This window comes from Variovorax sp. IB41 (assembly GCF_016405905.1).
Lineage (GTDB): Bacteria > Pseudomonadota > Gammaproteobacteria > Burkholderiales > Burkholderiaceae_C > Variovorax.
Map to the genome: position 1 here is coordinate 119,878 of NZ_JAEFCB010000008.1, position 16,398 is coordinate 136,275.

General features: G+C 63.1%; 8 protein-coding genes. 5 read left to right on the forward strand and 3 right to left on the reverse strand.

The window, feature by feature from the left end:
* The first annotated feature begins 358 nt into the window (after positions 1-358).
* The 4 genes from JC881_RS16595 (at position 359) to JC881_RS16610 (ending at position 12,745) form a co-directional block, all read left to right on the forward strand.
* Positions 359-9,748, forward strand: coding sequence for a hemagglutinin repeat-containing protein (locus JC881_RS16595; RefSeq protein ID WP_198786801.1), 9,390 nt, complete (start codon positions 359-361; stop codon positions 9,746-9,748).
* Complete coding sequence (locus JC881_RS16600; RefSeq protein ID WP_198786802.1) at positions 9,749-10,027, forward strand: hypothetical protein; 279 nt, start codon at positions 9,749-9,751, stop codon at positions 10,025-10,027.
* Between the two features lie 228 nt (positions 10,028-10,255).
* Positions 10,256-11,971, forward strand: coding sequence for a ShlB/FhaC/HecB family hemolysin secretion/activation protein (locus tag JC881_RS16605; RefSeq protein ID WP_198786947.1), 1,716 nt, complete (start codon positions 10,256-10,258; stop codon positions 11,969-11,971).
* Positions 11,972-12,151: 180 nt separating this feature from the next.
* Positions 12,152-12,745 (forward strand): hypothetical protein, encoded by a 594-nt coding sequence (locus JC881_RS16610; RefSeq protein WP_198786803.1) that lies wholly within the window; start codon positions 12,152-12,154, stop codon positions 12,743-12,745.
* 50 nt (positions 12,746-12,795) lie between these two features.
* Here the strand turns inward: JC881_RS16610 and JC881_RS16615 are convergent, their stop codons facing one another.
* Positions 12,796-13,416: an imm11 family protein gene (locus tag JC881_RS16615; protein WP_198786804.1), complete on the reverse strand. Its 621-nt coding sequence runs from the start codon at positions 13,414-13,416 to the stop codon at positions 12,796-12,798.
* Positions 13,413-13,841: a hypothetical protein gene (locus JC881_RS16620; RefSeq protein ID WP_198786805.1), complete on the reverse strand. Its 429-nt coding sequence runs from the start codon at positions 13,839-13,841 to the stop codon at positions 13,413-13,415. Before JC881_RS16620 ends, JC881_RS16615 begins: the two co-directional genes overlap by 4 nt.
* 126 nt (positions 13,842-13,967) lie before the next feature.
* Between JC881_RS16620 and JC881_RS16625 the strand changes: the two genes are divergently transcribed.
* The gene (locus tag JC881_RS16625) at positions 13,968-14,825 is read left to right on the forward strand and encodes an aldo/keto reductase (protein WP_198786806.1); all 858 of its coding nucleotides are present in this window, start codon (positions 13,968-13,970) and stop codon (positions 14,823-14,825) included.
* A 7-nt stretch (positions 14,826-14,832) separates the two neighbouring features.
* On the opposite strand, the gene JC881_RS16630 is transcribed toward JC881_RS16625, so the two are convergent.
* Positions 14,833-16,329 (reverse strand): nucleobase:cation symporter-2 family protein, encoded by a 1,497-nt coding sequence (locus JC881_RS16630; protein ID WP_198786807.1) that lies wholly within the window; start codon positions 16,327-16,329, stop codon positions 14,833-14,835.
* Positions 16,330-16,398 lie beyond the last annotated feature (69 nt).

The window sequence follows — 16,398 nt, forward strand, 5'->3', positions numbered from 1 at the left end:
GTCTTTATGGCTTGTCTAGAGTTGCATGCAAGGATCGCTTTTTCTTGCATGCAAGAAATGTAGGCAAGAACGTGCATCGGCTGGCAGAGGGTATTCCCGGCACCAAACGTGAACTGGAGCGAGGTCACGCGGCCTCGTCCCGGGTCGCCCTGAATTGCCGTTTCGTCGTATAGAACCAACAAACCTCGGACGAACTGAAGTCGTATGGATTACACCGGCGGTGGCCTTTTTTCAGGCCGTTCTCATTCGTGAACTAATGCCTAAATCCGGGTGCATCGGCTCTCCATAATCGCGTCCCGTTTTGTGCGTCTTGTCACAAAGCGTTGCGAATAGTTAAACGTCAGGGAGCGCCAAAAGAATGAACCGCCATTTGCACCGCATCGTCTTCAATGCCGCCCGAGGCATGCGGATGGTGGTTCAGGAGACCGCGACCAGTACCGGAAAAGGTGCCAGCAAGGCGACCTCCACAACGGGCACCGGCGCGTTCGTTGGCGCAGCGCTCGCAGGGATGCTGGCGATGGCGCCAGTGAACGCCCAGATCGTCGGCGCGCCCAATGTCCCCGGCAACCTGCGCCCCACCGTGCTGGTGGCGCCCAACGGCGTGCCGCTGATCAACGTCCAGACGCCTTCGGCTGCCGGCGTTTCGCGCAACGTCTACAACCAGTTCAACGTCGGCCCCGACGGCGCGATCTTCAACAACAGCCGCACGAATGCGCAAACGCAACTCGGTGGCATTGTTCAGGGCAATCCGTATCTGGCGGGGGGACCGGCGCGCATCATCCTGAACGAAGTCAATGGCGGCAACGTGAGCCAGCTTCGCGGCTACATGGAAGTTGCGGGGCAGCGCGCGGAAATCATCATTGCGAACCCGGCCGGCATCAACGTGGACGGCGCAGGTTTCATCAACGCGAGCCGTGCCACGCTGACCACGGGCACCCCGCAGCTCAATGCGCTCGGCGGCCTCGACAGCTTCCTCGTGCGCGGCGGCACCGTCACCATCAACGGTGCGGGCCTCGATGCCAGCAAGACCGACTACGCGGCCATCCTTGCGCGGGCGGTGGAAGCCAACGCGGGCATCTGGGCCAGTGAACTGAAAGTGGTGACCGGTGCCAACCAGGTGTCTGCCGATCACAGCCAGATCAGCCCGACGACGGGCACCGGCGCTGCCCCCACTTTCGCGCTCGACGTGGCCGCGCTCGGCGGCATGTACGCGGGCAAGATCGTGCTCATTGGCACCGAAGCGGGTCTTGGCGTGCGCAACGCCGGCACGATCCAGGCCGCGCCCGGCACGCCTGCGCTTGCGGGCGCGGGGCAATTGGTGGTGACCAGCGCCGGGCGTCTCGAGAACATCGGAACGATCCAGGCCACGGCCGATGCAAACATCGCGGCATCGAATCTTGCCAACAGCGGCCGCATCAGCAGTGGCGGCAACCTGAAGGTTGCGACGCAGGACGCGCTGGCCAATTCGTTCAACGGTGCGGGCGGCACGCTCGAGGGCGCGCGCGTTGAGCTGGCAAGTGCTGCCGGCAATATCGACAACCGCAGCGGCGGCACGATCCGCCAGACCAGCAGTGTGGCGCTGGGGATTTCCGCACCCGCCTTGAGCAACACCAACGGCGGCGTGATCGGCCTGGAGCCGGTCCCGGAAACGACGTCGCAGCCCGGCGGCGGCACGAATCCTGGCAGCGGCGGTGGCACGGACACGGGCGGCGGCACTGCGACCCCAGGCACACCCGCTGCAGGAGGCGGCAGCGGTTCCGGGGCCACCATCACGCCCGCGCCGTACGTCCCACCCTCGCCGGGCACCATCACCGCGGCAGGCGCGATCCTCAATGACGGTGGCCGCATCTACGCAGGCGGCCCGATCACGCTGCAGAGCGCGAACATCAACAACAACGGCGGGACCCTGAGCCTCGCCAGCATGACGGTCAACCAGCCCGCATTCGACAACCACGGTGGCACGCTGAACATCAGCAATGGCTTCAGTGCCAATGTCGATCGCTTCGACAACACCGGTGGCAAGCTGAATGCGGGCAGCCTGAACATCGCGAGCAGCGGGGACCTGATCAACGTCGATGGCACGCTGACCAGCGCCGCCGATGCGAATCTCATGGTGGGTGGCAAGGCTGACAACACGCACGGAACGATGTCCGCGGCGGGCGCGCTGACTGCGAATGCCGCAGGGGCCACGAACAACACCGGTGGCACGCTTGCTTCCAATCAAGGCTTGACGCTCAACAGCGGCTCACTGGACAACACCAAGGGCAGCATCCAATCGGCACAGGCCGGTGTGCAACTTGGAGTGACCAACGCCTTGGTCAACGGCAGCGGCGGCAGCATCAACGCGGCCGCGGACCTGGGCATTCAGGCTGGTTCGCTTGCCAACGGCGGCAGCTTGCGCGGCGCGAATGATGTCAACGTTGCAGTCGGCGGCGCAATGACCAACGGCGGTAGCGTCACAGCGGGCCGTAACACGACGATCACGGCGGGCAGCTTGCAGGGCAGCAATACCGGCGTGCTTGGCGCTGGCATCCAGAGCGATGGCAAGCTCGGCGGCGTTGGCGAGCTGCGCGTGACGACTTCTGGCGCACTGGTCGCAAACGGCACGAACCTCGCGGCCGGCAATGCCACGCTGCAAGGTGCGAGTGTCGATGTCTCGAGCAGCCAGACCAGTGCGACCAACATCGCCGTTACAGCGACCCAGGGCGGGGTGATCACGAGCAAGGCTACGGTCGTGACGCCGGGCACCCTGAGCATCACGGCCAGCAGCAATGCAGCGCAGACGCTCGCAAATGACGCAGGCACGCTCAACGCCAGCCAGTTGCAGATCAACGTCTCGAACCTTGCCAACACGAACGGCGGCGAGATTGTGCAGACGGGCACCGGTGCGACCACCATCGCGACCAGCGGTACGCTGAACAACGACGGCGGACGTATTGCCAGCAACGGCCAGGACCTCACGCTGCAAGGCGCGACCATCGGCAATGTCAACGGCAAGATCGAGCACGCCGGCACCGGCACGCTGACCATCGGGGGCGGCACCTTCAACGGCGCCAACGGCCAGATCACGACGAACAATGCGCTGGTGGTCGCCATGTCGAGCGCCTTCAATCAGGACGGCGGCGCGACCAGTGCCAAGCAGGTCACCATTGGCGCGGCGTCGCTCAGCAATCGCGGAGGCCGGATCGTGCAGACTGGGGCTGCTGCAGGCAGCATCGCCGTCGCCGGCACTGTGGACAACACATCCGGCATCATCGCCAATGGTGGTGACGCGACCGTCGCCACCGGTGACCTGAGCATCAATGCCGCGAACATCATCAACTCCAAGGGGCTGATCCATTCGCTCGGCACCACGAGCCTGAATGCGGCCACGATCCTCAACGACCAGACCCAAGGCGCGGGTCAGGGCATTGAGGGCAAGAACGTCACCATCGCGGTCAGCAACCTGAACAACGACGCTGGCGCCATTCGCGCCGATGTCAACGCAACCATCACCAGCGGCGGGACCGTCACGAACACCAATGGCCTGATCTCGGCCGGCGACACCCTGGCCATCGTCGATCCGAATGCCGCGAATCCGGCAGCGAAGACGCTCAACCTTGTGAACACGGGCGGCACGCTCGTGGCCGACAACAGCCTCAAGATCGACGCCGCCACCTTCAGCGGCGACGGCAAGGCGCTTTCGGGCAAGGACCTGAGCATTGCGCTCACGCAGGACATCGTCAACAACGGCCAGGTGGCGGCCAACGGCAATCTCACCTACACCACCACCGGCAACTTCACGAACAACGGCAAGCTCCTCGCGGGGCAGACGTTGACGGTGGGCGGCAACAACGTCGACAACACCGCAAGCGCAGAGATGGCGGGCACGGACACCATCGTCAATGCCAGCGGCACATTGACCAACCGCGGCCTGATCGACAGCCAAGGCAACACTCAGATCAACGCCGGAACGCTGAACAACATCGGTACCGGCCGTATCTACGGCGACGATGTTTCGATAGCGACCGGAACGCTCAACAACGACGCCGAGACAGTAGCTGGCGTGACGAAGGCAGGGACCATAGCGGCGCGCGGCGACCTGGACATCGGTGCAACGACCATCAACAACCGTGAGCACGCGCTGATCTTCAGCCAAGGCAGTATGTACATCGGCGGCGCGCTCGATGCCAGTCGCGTAGCCACAGGCCAGGGGGCGGTGCTCAACAATCTGAGTGCCGACATCGAATCCATCGGCGACCTGGACATCGCCATGGCCAATGTCAACAACCGCGATGTACACATCCAGTTGGGCGCGCCCCAGGTGACAAACAGCGCCCTGACAGGCATCGCGCCGATGACACCTGTGGGAAGCGGTGTCGGCCGGACGACCCCTTATCCCTTGGATGAGGTCAACGTCGATCCCATCAACGGTTTTGTTTACCGCAAAGATACGGGCGAGCTCGTTGGCATCGGCGGCTACGGCATTTGGTACAACGCGATCACGACCACCGAAGACACGGCGATCAATGCCGACCCTGCGCATCTGGTCGCAGGTGGGCACATGAACGTCAACGGCCAGCTGTACAACGAGAACAGCCAGGTGCTGGCGGGTGGAACGATCACCGCCACAAGCTACCAGTCCAGTCAATTGTCGGGTACGCGCACGATCACTGGCTCGGCCACGGTGATCGACAACGAGGGAAATATCCTGGCGCAGAACGTGCCGATCATCGTGCCCCCGCAGACGATCGCTCTGGGCGGCTACAAGTACCAGCCGAACATCAATGCCACCACAGGCCATAACGGCGGCTCGGCCCCTGCTAGCGGTGGTGTAGGCAATGCGGGCGGTAGCAGTGGTGCCAACGGCGGCATCCCGCCTGGTGTTGTGGTGGAAGTCAGCGCCATTACTGGCTCCGCAGGGAGCAGTGCAGGTGTGCCGATGGTCGTGCGCACCAGCATGCCAAACATCGGCATTCCCAATGCGAGCCTGTTCGTCATCCACGCAGGTCCTGGCCGCTACTTGATCGAAACCGATCCGCGCTTCGCCAACTACCGCAACTGGCTCAGCAGCGACTACCTGCTGAACAACCTCGGTCTCGATCCGAACAACACGCTCAAGCGCTTGGGCGATGGCTTCTACGAACAGAAGCTCATCCGCGAGCAGGTCGCGCAGCTCACGGGCTATCGTTACCTGGACGGCTACAGCAACGACGACGACCAGTACACCGCGTTGATGGACGCCGGCGCGACCTTCGCAAAGCAATACGGCCTGCGACCAGGCATCGGACTGAGCGCGGCGCAGATGGCGCAGTTGACCAGCGACATTGTTTGGCTCGTGGAGCAGACGGTCACGCTGCCTGATGGAACGACGCAACGCGTGCTCGTGCCGCAGGTCTACGTGCGCGTGCGCCCTGGAGACATCGACGGTTCCGGCGCTTTGCTGAGCGCAGATGCAACCGTCATCAAGAGCTCGGGCGACGTGACCAACACCGGCACGATCGCCGGCCGGACGCTTGTCTCGATCAAGGCTGAGAACATCAATAACCTCGGAGGCCGCATTTCCGGCGGACAGGTTGCCCTCGACGCCCGGACCGACCTGAACCTCATTGGAGGAACTGTCGATGCACGCGACGCTGCTCTGTTGACTGCAGGCCGCGACCTCAACATCCGCACCACCACCCAGAGCACGGGAGGCATGCTGAACAACACCGCCATCGACCGCGTGGCCGGTGTCTATGTCAGCAATCCTGGCGGCGTCTTGTTGGCTTCGGCGGGGCGTGACGTCAACCTCGTCGGGGCGATCCTCGCCAACGGCGGCAAGGACAGCCGAACACTGGTCAAGGCAGGCCGGGACGTCAACCTCGGCACCGTCACTGAATCCAGCACCATCTTCGCGAGTGGCGGCAACGCCCGCAACAGCTTCGCTGGCGTGTCCTCCCAGACCCGCGAGATCGGCTCCAGCATCGTGGGCGGTGGCAGTGTCGCCCTCGTGGCCGGCAACGATGTCAACGCCAGGGCTGCCGAGGTCGCAGCCGCCGGCACCTTGGCGGTCGCCGCCGGGCATGACATTCGCATCGATGCCGGGCAGGCCTCGCAAGCCATCCTGACGACGACCAACTCGTCGCGCAAGACCTTGACCTCCAAGAGCAGCAGCTCCGAAATCAAGGCACAGGCCGATACCACTGTGCTGGGCAGCAGCTTCTCCGGCAAGGATGTCGTGATGTCTGCCGGCAACGATCTCGTTGTCCGCGGTAGCCAGGTGAGCGCGCAGAACCAACTCTCACTCGGGGCCGGGCGCGACGTGCGCATCGAGAGCGCTCAGGAGCAGAGCGCGAACGGCAGCGTCCTTAAATCGAGCCAGAGCGGTCTCAATGGTCTCAAGGACAGCGTGCTGTACGGCCGCGGCTACAGCAGTAGTTCCAGCAACCAGACGCAACTGAGCGCCAGCACCACGCAGGTGGGAAGCACCATCAGCGGTGGCTCCGTCAGCATCGACGCTGGGCGCGATGCGCAGATCATCGCCAGCAACGTGCTGGCCGACAAGAACATCGCCATCACCGCCGGGCGCAACATCGACGTGCTGGCCGCTCAGGACACGTCTGTCTCGGCAACTGCAAGTGGCGGCAAGAGCCGCAGCTTCAGCCCCTCTCCCGGACTTGCACCGCGTCACACGCTCTACAGCAACATGAAGGGCTCGGAGGATGGCTCGGGCGAGTCCAGCACTGCCGTCACCAGCCTGATCAGCGCGAACGGCGGCAATCTCACGATGGTGGCGGGGCTGGATTCCAAATATGCGGGAACCGGCCAAGGCAACATCACCACCGAAGGCGCCGACCTGCTGGCCAAGAACAAGGTCAGCTTGTCCGGCAATGCCGTGAACCTGAATGCTTCGACCGACAGCGGCAGTAGCAAGCACCACGCGGAATCGAAGAATCACACCATCGGCGCGCAGCTCAGCGGCCTCGTCGGCGGCGCCATCACCAGCGCCTACGACGCGGCGCAGGAATCGCGCAAGACCGACGACAGCCGCTTGAAGGGGGCGCTCGAACTGAAGGCGGGCTACGACGCCTACAAGCTGGCAACCGACGGAGCCCTGGGCAACGGCATCCAGAGCTTGACCGATGCGGGCACGGGCGGCGATCCGAGCGGTGCTCTCGTCGGCGTGAGCGTGAGCGAAAGTCGCACGCGATCGCGCAGCGACACGGCCGAGGTCTACAGCAACCAGCGCGGCACCAACATCCAGGCTGGCAGCATCGAAATCACAGCGCGCGAGACCGATATCAACATGCAGGGGGCCAAGCTCCAGGCACAGGATATTGCGCTGGATGCCAAGCGCGACATCAACCTCTTGGCGGCCGAGAACAAGGCCGCGACATTGAGCAGAAATTCCGGCAGCTCGCTCGGCGGCGGTGTCACCTTTGGCTTCGGTTCGCAGAACGGCTTCAGCATCCAGGTCAATGCTGGCAGCAACAGCGGCAAGGCCACGGGTCTGGAGACCCACTACGACAACACGTTGATCACCGCGACCAATTCGGTGAAGGTCAAGAGCGGTGGCGATCTGAACATGAAGGGCGCGCAGATCGCCGCCGATGCGGTCAAGGCGGACATCGGTGGCAACCTGAACATCGAGAGCTTGCAGGACAGCACCACCTACAACAGCAAGCAAAGCAGCAGCGGACTCGACGTCAGCTTGTGTATTCCACCGATCTGCTACGGCCAGTTCGTCTCGGCCACGGTCAATGCTTCCAAGCAGAAGGTCGATCACAACTACCAGAGCGCCACCGGGCAAAGCGGCATCGCTGCGGGCAACGGCGGCTATGACGTATCAGTCAAGGGAAACACCGACCTGAAGGGCGGGGCGATCACAAGCACAGCTCCCGAAAGCAAGAACAGCCTCACGACCGGCAGTCTCACCACCAGCGATCTGCAGAACCGCCAGAACACCAGTTCAAGCAGCAGCGCGGTCAGCCTAAGCTTCAGCTATGGCGCTGGTGCCGCAAGCAACGTACTGAGCAACGTGGCACGGAGTGCGACCAATACCGCATTGGCCAATCTCAACGGTGGCAAGGGCCTGCCGGCCAACAATAGCCAGTCCAGCCAGACCCTGAGTGTCATCAGTCCGGGCAGCATCAAGATCGTCGGTACTGGTAACACGGAGATCGACGACAAGAGCAATGCCAATGTGGCGACGCTGACGGCCCGAGACCCAGCCACGGCCAATGGCGCGCTTGTCAACACGTTGACGTTGCAGCAAGCCAAGGAGATTCCGAGGCTGCAACAGGAAGCGCAGGATCGGCAACGGGCAGCGCAGTTGGTGGGCTCGGTCATCAACAACGTCATTGGCGATGTGGCGGCCAAGCAAGGGTGGGCGGAAGGCGGCACGGAAAAGATCGTGCTGCACACCATTGCCGGGATCATCCAGGCCAAGATCGGGGACGGCAGCGCGTTGACAGGCGCAGTAGCCGGCGCACTGAACGAAGTACTGCTGCCAGAGATCGAGCGAGCTCTGAACGGCCAGGGCATCTACCGGTACAACGCTGATGGAACACCGAATCGGGAGTTCGCTGAGCTCCTGACGACCAGTTCGACCATGTTGGGCGCCGCCGTGGGAGCTTCGACCGGGAACGCCGGCCTGGGAGCCACGGTCGCCAACAACGCCACGGTCAATAACCGCCTGCTGCACGAAAACGAGAAGGCCAAAATCAAGCAGTTGGCGAATGGCGACGCAGACCTTGAGAGGAAGCTCACAGAAGCTGCCTGCTTTATGACGCGCTGTGCGGATGGCAAGCGCGATGGCGACCCTGCGAAGGCCGATTTGCAGGCTACAGACCAAGCCATTGCTGCCAATGCGAATGGCGAGTACACCCGCGCGCTGGAGTTGCTTCGCAACGCGCAGAGCGCGACCTTGTTCAACTACACAGAGGCGGATCAGCGGCTGGACCGTCTGAACGCGATCGACCCGCGCAATGTCGGTGGTCTGAGCGTGGATGAGAAAAAGGCCAAGAACCAGAATCTCGATGCCTGCCGAGGCGTGACGAGTTGCACTGACGACGTCAATACCCGGTATGACCGAATCGTGAGCGATCGGGCGGAGAGCACGATCACCGCGATCAATGCGATGAAGTCTCTCGACCTGTGCGCACCGGGTGATACGACATGTGCCGCTGGATCACTAGTTCAACTGCAAGCGGTGCGTGCAGATATGAAGGCCGAAGGGGCCACCACGGACCAAACCGACGTGATCGGTCTCAACGCATACATCGCACGTGCGTCTGCCGCGGCAGGTGATGCGTCGAGCCTATTGAATGCCGTCGGCGCTGCGGCAATTGGAGCAACGGCAAGTAATGCTGGAAATGCAGGTGCAGGAAAATTAATTGGGGAAATCGGTGGGTTGACTAAGGCGGAGAAGGCATTTGTCAACGAGATGCTCGGGGGAGGGCGGACCGTCGAGGTAATTCCTACATCGGCAGCGCGAACGCCTGACTTTAAAATCGACGGGGTTCAGTACGAGTTGAAAACAATGACCAACGTTCTTAATGAATCGGCTGACGGTATTTCTAAGGCGCTATCCAGCACAATCATGCATGCTCGAGGCCAATCTGGACAAATTATTGTAGATGCACGAGGGCAGAAAGGAATGACACCTGAAATTGCTGAACGTGGCGTAGCACGAGCATTCGGGAGAGATAATCAGTCTGGCTCAAAAATCGAGAGCATTACCGTCATCACGAGTGCTGGAACAGTACATATTCCAAGGAGTCGATAAATGATTAATGGCTATCCAACTTTTGAAGAATTGGAAAATCGAATCAAGCGTCAGATTTCGTGGCGTGGCAATTCTGAAAAGGTTGCTTTGCTATGGCGCGGATACCTTTCTGGGCTTTTGGAGTGGGGGATTTTGGAAATTACCGCATACGATAATTTAATGAAATTTCTTCCTCCAATAGGACAAGTTGAGCTGCATGAACTTTTTTCAGATGAACCAATAACACCGGAGGAAGAGGAGGGAATTTTTTGGCCTGCTCCCAATAAATTGGGCGAATAAAAATTAAATGTATTTATAGGTTTTGGAAAAAATCATTTAGAATTGTTGAATTGGTTGACTAAATTGTCCTCGTGCCATGGTTGGTAATGGCAAATAGGAGGCCGCAGCAGCGATGAAAACTGATTTTGGCCTGACGAGGCAATTCCTCATCGCTAGGTGCGCGCCTGCGGGTTGCGTGCAAATACAAGAATCAATCAGGGAGAGAACTTGAAAACGAACTCGCGAGCCATGCTGGCCGGCGTGCTGTTGGGCGGCCCACTGTTGGCTCAAGCCCAGGTGGCGAGCACACCGCAGCCCTTCGTCGAGCAGCAACGACAGCAAGAACGAGAACGCGCCTTGCGCGAGCAGAACGAGCGCACCGTTGATCAGCGTCCACAAGCTGCACCACCCGCGCCCGCGCAGCGCATTCCGGAATCCGAGTCCCCGTGCTTCCGCATCGACCGCGTGCTCCTGGTCGGCGAGCAGTCCGAAGCCTTCCAGTGGGCCGTCGCCGATCTCTCAGGCCGCGAGGGCAACGATTCACCCATCGGCCGCTGCCTCGGCACCGCGGGCGTCAACGTGGTGATGGCGCGCGCGCAGCAAGCCGTCATCGCCAAGGGCTGGGTCACCACCCGCGTGCTGGCCGCGCCGCAGGATCTCTCCACCGGCACATTGACGCTCTCCCTCGTGCCCGGCCGCATCGCAGCCGTTCGCCTGACGCCGGATTCGTCGTCCACGTTGCTCGGCAGTTCCGCCTTGCTGACCACCGCGATCCCCGCGCGCGTTGGCGAGCTGCTGAACCTGCGCGATATCGAACAAGGCCTCGAGAACCTGAAGCGCGCACCCACCGCCGAAGCCGACATCCAGATCGAACCATCGACGGCCCCCGGCGCAAAACCCGGCGACAGCGATCTGGTCGTCAAGTACGTCCAGTCCAAAAAATGGCGCGTCACCCTGAGCCTGGACGACAGCGGCACCAAAGCCACGGGCCGCAACCAGGCCGGCGCCACCGTCTCCCTTGACAACCCCTTCGGCCTGAACGACCTCTTCTACGTCAGCGCCAACCACAGCATCAACAGCCACTTCCTTTCCGAGCCGAGCTACGGCACCGAAGGCCAGACTGCGCACTACTCGCTGCCGTTCGGCTACTGGATGCTGGGCTTCACCGCATCGAACAGCCAGTACCACCAGAGCGTTGCGGGCTTGAACGGCGACATCGTCTACGCCGGCAAGACCAACAACGCCGAGGTCAAACTCTCGCGCCTGCTCTACCGCGACCAGAGCCGCAAGACGACGGCGGCGATCAAGGGCTGGCGCCGCGAATCGCGCAACTTCATCGAAGACCAGGAGGTCGACGTGCAGCACCGCGTGGTCGGCGGCTGGGAGCTGAGCCTGAGCCACAAGGAATTCATCGGCGAAGCCACGCTCGAAGGCACGCTGGCCTACAAGCGCGGCACCGGCGGCTTCGGCTCGCACACCGCGCCGGAAGAAGCGTTCGGCGAGGGCACCTCGCGCCTGAAGCTCTACACCGCCGACCTCAGCCTCAACGCGCCATTCAAGCTCGGCGAACAGAAGCTTCGCTACTCGGGCCTCATCCGCGCGCAATGGAACCGCACGCCGCTCACGCCGCAAGACCGCTTCGCCATCGGCGGGCGCTACACGGTGCGCGGCTTCGACGGCGAGACCAACCTCATGGGCGAGCGCGGCTGGCTGCTGCGCAACGACATCGGCTGGGCCATGGGGCAGAGCGGGGCGGAGCTCTATGCGGGCATGGACTATGGCCATGTCGGCGGGCGCTCGACCATCGACACGCTCGGCCGCAATCTGGCGGGCGCCGTCGTCGGCGTGCGCGGGCAGTGGACCAAGCTGAGCTACGACTTCTTCGTCGGTGCGCCGATCAGCAAGCCAGAGGGGTATCGCACGGCGAAGGTCACGCTTGGGTTCAACCTGAATGCAAGCTTCTGAGCCTGGGCGGTGCTCGGCACCTTGGAGTACTACGGCGTTGATGTTCGGCTTGAAACGGAGCCTCACTCCGTTGGCCGTCGAGGTGACTATGCAATGACAGAGCCAAATGACTTACCCGCGCAGTCCTCACCCAATTCGACGGGCTCTGCCGCATCGATGCGCGTGTGCTTTCTGCCTTCCGTGGACACCTCGCTGAAAGCTTTTGTGAGCAGTTCTTTGCTGCTTGCGGCGTATGCGATGGTATCTACCGTCCTCTTTCTTTATGTCCTTTCCAAGACCCACGGAATGTGGTTCTTCGTCGCCACATTGGGACAACTGGTAGTGCATTTCTATGTGACAACAGAGATTTCGAAGAGCAGCGACGAAGTCGAGCGGCTGCTCGGGTATGGTCTGTTGCGGGAGGAGGGCTTGGTGCGATTCTGTGGATACGTACCTCGGCGACGTCGATTGCGATCCCTCGGAGCCCCTATCCGGTCGATCGAGGAAGGCAACACAGCGCTTCGTATTCATTTGTACGACGGTAGTCAGGTTCAACTCTCCAAGCTGAGCCAAGGAGGTCGGCATCTGTTCAAAAGGGTTTTCGAATCCATGAGCGCGGGAGCGGATGCCCAAGCGTTGAGAACGCAGTACACGGGCCTCGCGCCTGGGCTTCTCGCGACCTTGGAATACAAGGAAGCACCGCAGTTGCCGAGATGGCAATCTTGGGTATCTGCAACCTTGATGATTTCCGCCTGTGCCGTGGGATGGCAACTGCATGAGGTGCTGTTTCGGTAATGACATGGCGCCCCATCTCATGGGGGAAACAGGCTTCCCCTCACTCTTCTTCAAAGGCAGCGCGGCTTGTAGTTGAACTGCTCCGCCGGAACAAACCGAATCCCCAACAACCGCTGCCGCTCGCACTCCCGCTTGAACCCCGCCGTGCAGACCAGCCGGCCCCGCACATCCACCGCCCGCACGATGCCGAAGTTCTTCATCCTGCGCGCATCCACCACGGCCTTGGTGAGAGTCTCCAGGTAAGGCACCTGCGGAAAGTATTTATCGAAGACCGGCTCGCCGCTCGCGAGGTCCTTCTCCACCGTGTACTCCGAGCGTTCCATGTCCAGCACCGGCAGCCACGTCGAGGTGAGCATGAACGCGTACGACTTGCGCGCCGGCTGCCGGTCCGGCTGCAGCATGGTCACCGGGATGCAGCGCACCGCCATGCCGGCCGCGCGGCACACCTGCGCGAAGCGCGCCGAGACCAGCCAGCCGTCCATGCCGTAGTCGAAATCGACCGCGCCGTGCCGGGCGCGGTACTCGTACGCGGCGGTAATGGCGAAGCGATCGGGGTTCGGGTCGAAAGGGTCCCACTGCCACTCGTGGTTGAGGTCGCCCGCCAGCAAGGGCGGGCAGCCGTGCGCCTTGCTGGTGTCGTCGTATTCGAGAACGTAGTGGCAGCCGCTCATGCGCGGCCGTTCGTCGCGATGCAGGCGTGCCCGACCGCCGCCATCTGCGACAGCTGCACCACCGCCTGCGCGAAGAGCGCGGGCTGCGCCTCGAAGGTGAAGCGCGTGTGCGCGGGCAGGTCGAGCGCGTCGGCGCCTTCGGGCGTGAGGGTGAGCGCAAGGCCGTCGTCGCGCACCGCGAGCGCAAGGACCTCGCCGCTGCAGGCCAGGTCCTGGCTCGTGCGCTCCAGGTACAGCGCGTCTTCCTCCAGGATGCCGGTGGGCGTCTTGCCGCAGACGATGTGCAGCACGTCCAGCGGCTCGCCCAGCGAGGCGAAGCCGAGCGTGAGCCAGAGCAGGCCGTCGCTGTCGCCGTCTTCGCCGCCGATGAAGAGTTCGACCACGTCGAAAACGGTGGCGACAGGGTCGGGCGCGGCGTGGTTCATTCCGGATTGATCGAGGGCTTCCGCGGCGACTCTAGGAGGCCGGCGGCCGGTCCGCCAGTGTCGAAAGTCACCCCACTCGGACCGCGGGCATGGCGGCCTTTCGCATCGCGCTCGTACCATGCCCGCATGCGAACACTCCCACTCCCCACCGGCGGCCAGATGCCGGTCCTGGGCCTCGGCACCTGGCGCATGGGCGAAGTGGCCTCCCGCCGCGCTGCCGAGGTCGCCGCGGTGCGCGAAGCCATCGTGCTGGGCTACCGGCTCATCGACACCGCCGAGATGTACGGCGAAGGCGGTGCCGAGACCGTGCTCGGCCAGGCCATCGGCGAGGCGCTTAGTGCGGGCGATGTGCGGCGCGATGAGCTCTTCATCGTCAGCAAGGTCTACCCGCACAACGCGAGCCGCCGCGGCACGCGCGAGGCCTGCGAGCGCAGCCTCACGCGATTGGGGCTCGACGCCATCGACCTCTATCTGTTGCACTGGCGCGGTAGCCATCCGCTTCGTGAAACGGTCGAGGCGATGCATGCGCTCGTGGTCGATGGGCGCATCGCGCACTGGGGCGTGAGCAACTTCGACACCGACGACATGCAAGAGCTGGAAGATGTCATCGGCGGCGGCCCGGGCTGTGCGGCGAACCAGGTCTATCTGTCGCTCGGCGAGCGCGGCCCGGAGTTCAGCCTGCTGCCGTGGCTGCGCGAACGCGGCATGCCATTGATGGCCTACAGCCCGATCGACCAGGGCGCATTGGCCGATGACGATGGGCTCGGTGAATTGGCGCAGCGCCTGGGCGTGACCGCCGCGCAAGTCGCGCTGGCCGCGGTGATCGCACGGCCCGGCGTCGTCGCGATTCCGAAGGCGGTGCGCAGCGCGCACCTGAAAGAAAACTTCGCCGCCGCCGAACTGAAGCTCGATGCCGCGACCCTCGCCGAGCTGGACCGCCTGCACCCGCCGCCGCGGCGCAAGACGCCGTTGGCGATGATCTGATTTCCTTTCAGTGCGCGTCCGCGTGCTTGGCTGCGGCGATCACCGCCTGCTCGTCGTGCTTCGCGCCATTGAGGAACAGGTTCAACAACACTGCAGCGATCGACGCCAGCAGGATGCCCGACTCGATCAGCGAGTGGATCGCGTGCGGCATCCACTGCTTGAAGTTGGGCGCGATCAGCGGAATCATGCCAACGCCGATAGCCACCGCGACGATCATCGCGTTGTGGCGATTGGTCTTGAAGTCCACGCCCGAGAGAATGCGGATGCCCGTGGCCGCGACCATGCCGAACATCACGAGGCCCGCGCCGCCGAGCACCACGGTGGGCAGCGACTCCACGAGCGCGGCCATCTTGGGCAAGAGGCCCAGCACGATGAGGATCACGCCGCCCGCCACGCACACGTAGCGGCTCTTGATGCCGGTGACGGCCACGAGGCCCACGTTCTGCGAGAAGCTGGTGTACGGAAAGGTGTTGAAGACGCCGCCGATCAGCGTGCCCAGGCCGTCGGTGCGCAGGCCCTTGGCCAGGTCCTTCTGCGTGATCTTGCGGTCGGTCATGTCGCCGAGCGCGAGGAACATGCCGGTGGATTCGATCATCACCACGATCATGATGAGCGTCATCGTCAAGATCAGGATCGGGTCGAACTGCGGCATGCCGAAGTGAAAGGGCAGCACGATGTCGACCCACGCGGCCTTGCCGACTTTCTCGTAGGTCATGAGGCCGGTGGCCGAGGCGACCACTGCGCCGATCACGATGCCCAGCAACACCGAGATGTTGGCGACGAAGCCCTTGGCGTACTTCACGATCAGGAGGATCGACACGAGCACCAGCGCCGCCACGCCGAAGCCCGAGAGGTCCGCGTACTTGGGGTTGGGCACGGTGGGCATGATCGCGAAGCCCTTGGGCACGGCAGGGATCGAACTGCCGGGCGACGTCACTTCGGCGAGCCACTTCGCATACACCGGGTCGACCAGCGCGGGCGCCGTCGGGCCCACCGGGTTGCCGAAGATCCAGTTGATGCCCACGCGCATCAGGCTGATGCCGATGACCGCGATGATCGTGCCCGTGACCACCGGCGGAAAGAACCGCAGCATGCGGCTCACGAGCGGCGCGATGAGGATCGACACCACGCCCGCGCCGATGATGGCGCCGAAGAGCAACTGCGCGCCGTTCTGCCCGGGGTTGGCGTTGGCGATGGCCACCATCGGCGCGACCGATGCGAAGGTCACGCCCATCATCACCGGCAGCTTGATGCCGAAGAACTGCGTGGCGCCCAGCGCCTGGATCAGCGTGGCGATGCCACAGCAAAAGAGGTCCGCCGAAATCAGCAGCGCGACCTCGTCGGGCGAGAGCTTGAGCGCGCGCCCGACGATCAGCGGCACCGCGACGGCGCCCGCGTACATCACCAGCACGTGCTGCAGGCCGAGGGCCGCGAGCTTGCCCGAGGGCAGGCGCTGGTCCACCGGGTGGACTGTGGGAACAGTGGAAGAGGTCTCGGCCGTCATCGTGTATCTCCTGGCGCAGCAAGGGGAGAGAAGGCGCGGACGGCGCATCGTTTCGCGGCGTCCACAAAG